The organism is Pengzhenrongella sp. (genome assembly GCF_036565025.1).
In the GTDB taxonomy this organism is placed as follows: Bacteria; Actinomycetota; Actinomycetes; order Actinomycetales; family Cellulomonadaceae; genus Pengzhenrongella.
The window spans coordinates 1-3,484 of sequence record NZ_DATCNW010000180.1 but is presented as its reverse complement, the minus strand read 5'-3'; the positions used below and the strand labels follow the sequence as shown (position 1 = coordinate 3,484).

Below are 3,484 nucleotides of genomic sequence, written 5' to 3'. Positions count from 1 at the left end.
CGTCCGAGCGTTGACGTCCTATAGGACGTCAACGCTCGGACGTTGCGAGGGGGGAGGTCTTTGCGAGGGCCTCCTGCGTGGGGTGACGACGTTGAGCTGCCTGCGTCTTGCCCAGCAGAGGCGCCGGTGGGCGTGCACGCCGTTGACCGGGTCAGCGTGACCCAGGTCATGTCGGCGTCGGGTTGGAATCGTTACTCGGCGCAGGAATCTCCTCATCAGGTCCGGAAATAGACCGATGTGGGTCCTAAGTCCGACCCTCATACGCCTCAAGGAGCCAGGCCATGCACGGATCTCGCACTCGGCTGTTCGGCCGGCGCCGAGCGCTCGTCGCGACCGGAGCGCTGGCCGCGGCCCTGCTCGCTTCGGCCTGCTCGAGCGCCGCTGTCCCGCTCGAGAAGGCGACCGCCGCGGGCGCCCACGCCGTCGAGTTCACGTCCGAGCCCGCGCTCACCGGCAAACCGGTGTTCACCCTCACCGGTAAGGGTCTCGACGACCGCTTCCCCAAGGGGCTCGTGCTGGACATGGCCGCGCTTGAGGCGCTCCCGCTGGTGAGCGTCAGGATCGATGATCCGTGGGAGAAACGGAAGGTGACCTATCGCGGGGTCATGATGAACGAGCTGATGCGCGCGATCGATCCCGCGGGTGCCACCAAGATGCGGATCACGGCGCTCGACGACTATGTCGTGACCGTGCAGATGAAGGATCTGATGTCCGGCGAGGTGCTGCTCGCGACCACTGCCGAGGGCAAGCGGATGGCCGTCGCCGACGGCGGCCCGACCCGGCTCATCCTGCTGCCGAAGTCGGTTGTGGGGAAGAGCACGGACATGTGGATCTGGAGCATCTCGGAGATGGCCCTGGAATGAGCAACGGTCTCGCCCGGCGGCGGCTGCGGCCGCTGCAGGTCGTCCTCGCGTGCACGACGATCGTGCTCTTCGTCGGTCTCAATGTGCTGCTCTCGTGGTCCTACTTGGGCATGACCAGGACCTCCCAGTCATTCGCCGACGCCGCGGAGACGATGGCCACGCTCAACAACATGCAGCGTGAGACCCTCGTGCTGCTCGACGAGGTCCAGAACTCCCACGACACGGCCTCGTTCGACCATGCCGAGCTCCGGCTCCAACTTCTCGGGCGGCAGCAGAAGATCTTCGCCGTCATCGCACGTGACGACGGCCTCTACACCGAGCTGTTCGCCGGAATTCGGCGGAACGCCGACGTGGCGAGTGCGGCCTTCGTCTCGGCCGGGTCCGGACCGATGGACGACGCGGAGCGCGAGTCTGCCGCGACAGCGCTGCGCGCGAGCGGGCTGCCGATGAAGCAGCTCTATGACCGGTCGGAGATCCGGCTGTGGAGCAAGGTCACCACGGTGCTGGCCGCCCGTCCGACCGCGGAGCGAGGCATGCTCGGTCTGTCGTTCATGCTGGTCGCGCTCGGCGCCGTGCTCGTCATCTCGATCCGTCGCGGGGTCCGCAGCGACTTCGACCGGGCCTACGAGGCGATCACGCGGGAGGCGGTGGAGCGCCAGGCGGCCGAGGCGAAGCTACGGGAGAGCGAGCGGCGCTTCCGGGCGCTGGTGCACCACGCCTCCGACGTGTTCACGGTCGTTGACACGCGCGGCAACGTCACCTACCAGAGCCCCGCCGTGGAGCGTGCGCTGGGCCATCGCGCGGACCGGCTCATCGGCGAGCCGTTCGTCGGGATCGTGGATGAGCGCGACCGCCCGCTCGTGCTCGACCTGCTCGACCGGGCGCGCGACGCAGAGAGCCAGACGGTCTGCTCCGAGCTGAGGCTGCGCACGGCGAGTGGTGAGGCGTCGAGGTTCGAGGTCGCCATCTCGCGCCTGCAGGAGTCGGACGGGGACGACCACGGTTCCCTGGTGCTCAACTACCGGGACATCAGCGAACGGCTGCGCTACCAGGAGCAGCTCGCCCGGCAGGCGTTCGAGGACCCCCTGACCGGGCTCGCCAACCGGGCGCTGTTCGCGAAGGACCTCGACGACGCGCTCAGCAGACCGTCCACTGCCGCGGTGGCCGTCCTGTTCCTCGACCTCGACCGCTTCAAGGTCGTCAACGACAGCCTCGGCCACGAGGCGGGCGACGAGCTGCTCCGCCAGGTGGCCGTCCGGCTGAGCACGTGCGTCCGGGACCGGGCCACGGGCGGCGGGCCCCGCTCCTGGGAGGTCGAGGCGCAGGACACCCTTGCGCGGCTCGGCGGCGACGAGTTCACCATCCTGCTGTCCGACGTCGTCGTCGACGACCTTCCGGGGCGCGTCGCCGCCCGCATCGTCGAGGCGCTGCGAGCCCCGTTCCAGCTTGGCGAGAACGAGGTGTTCATCTCCGCGAGCGTGGGCATCGCCACCGGACGCCCCGGCGAGACGACCCCCGACAGCCTGATGCGCGACGCCGACACCGCGATGTACCACGCGAAGTGGAACGGCAAGGCTCGCTACGAGCTGTTCGACCCGGCCATGAACCAGCGCGCGACGGAGCGCCTGCGGCTGGAGGCCGACCTGCGCGCCGTCGTCGACGACGAGGGTCTGACGCTCGCGTACCAGCCGATCACGTCGCTCGCGACCGGCAAGGTGGTCTCGGTCGAGGCCCTCCTGCGCTGGCACCACGCCGAGCGCGGCGACATCTCCCCTGCGGACTTCGTCCCGATCGCGGAGGAGACCGGTCTGATCCTGCCGATCGGGCGGTGGGTGCTCGGCGAGGCCTGCCGGCAGACCGCGGCCTGGCGGGCAACCGGCCTGCCCGACCTGACGGTCAACGTGAACCTGTCCGTGCGGCAGTTCGACGACCCCGGTCTCGTCGACCACATCCTGCGCACGCTCGAGGTGACCGGGCTGCCGCCCGCGGCGCTGTGCCTCGAGATCACCGAGACGGTCCTGATGACCGACGTCGCCCAAGGGATCGAGATCCTGCACGAGCTGAAGGCGCTCGGGGTGCGCACGGCGATCGACGACTTCGGCTGCGGCTACTCCTCGCTCCGGTACCTCACGGACTTCCCCATCGACGTGATCAAGATCGACCGCAGCTTCATCGTGGAGCTGGTGGGGCCCGCGAGTAGCACCGCGATCCTCGAGGCCATCATCGTGCTCGGCACCGCGCTGGGCACTGTGATCACCGCCGAGGGCATCGAGACCCCGTTTCAGCTCGAGACCCTCACCCGGCTCGGGTGCACGACAGGGCAGGGGTTCCTGCTCGCCCGGCCGATGGCGGCCGACGCAATCCTCGGGCGGCTGATTCCCGGGGTCCCGACGCCGGGCCGCGGGCCCGGGCGCGGGCACGCCGAGGTCGTCGCTCAGTAGATCGATCCTCTCGACCCGATCGGCGCACCGGGCGCGCTGGTCGTCGCAGTTCCGGCGGCGGTCCCGGCCGCAGCCACCGGCACGCTGGCCCACACCGGAGCCGACCTTGGCGGCATCGCCGTCCGCCCGCACCACGCAACGTCCGAGCGTTGACGTCCTATAGGACGTCAACGCTCGGAC

The 3,484-nt window shown here is 69.6% G+C and carries 2 protein-coding genes; both read left to right on the top strand.

Annotated elements, in window-relative coordinates; genetic code table 11:
* Positions 1–281: 281 nt before the first annotated feature.
* The gene (locus VIM26_RS10520) at positions 282–863 is read left to right on the top strand and encodes a molybdopterin-dependent oxidoreductase (RefSeq protein WP_331950882.1); all 582 of its coding nucleotides are present in this window, start codon (positions 282–284) and stop codon (positions 861–863) included.
* Positions 860–3,304 (top strand): putative bifunctional diguanylate cyclase/phosphodiesterase, encoded by a 2,445-nt coding sequence (locus VIM26_RS10515; RefSeq protein ID WP_331950880.1) that lies wholly within the window; start codon positions 860–862, stop codon positions 3,302–3,304. The genes VIM26_RS10520 and VIM26_RS10515 overlap by 4 nt, the downstream gene beginning before the upstream one ends.
* Positions 3,305–3,484 lie beyond the last annotated feature (180 nt).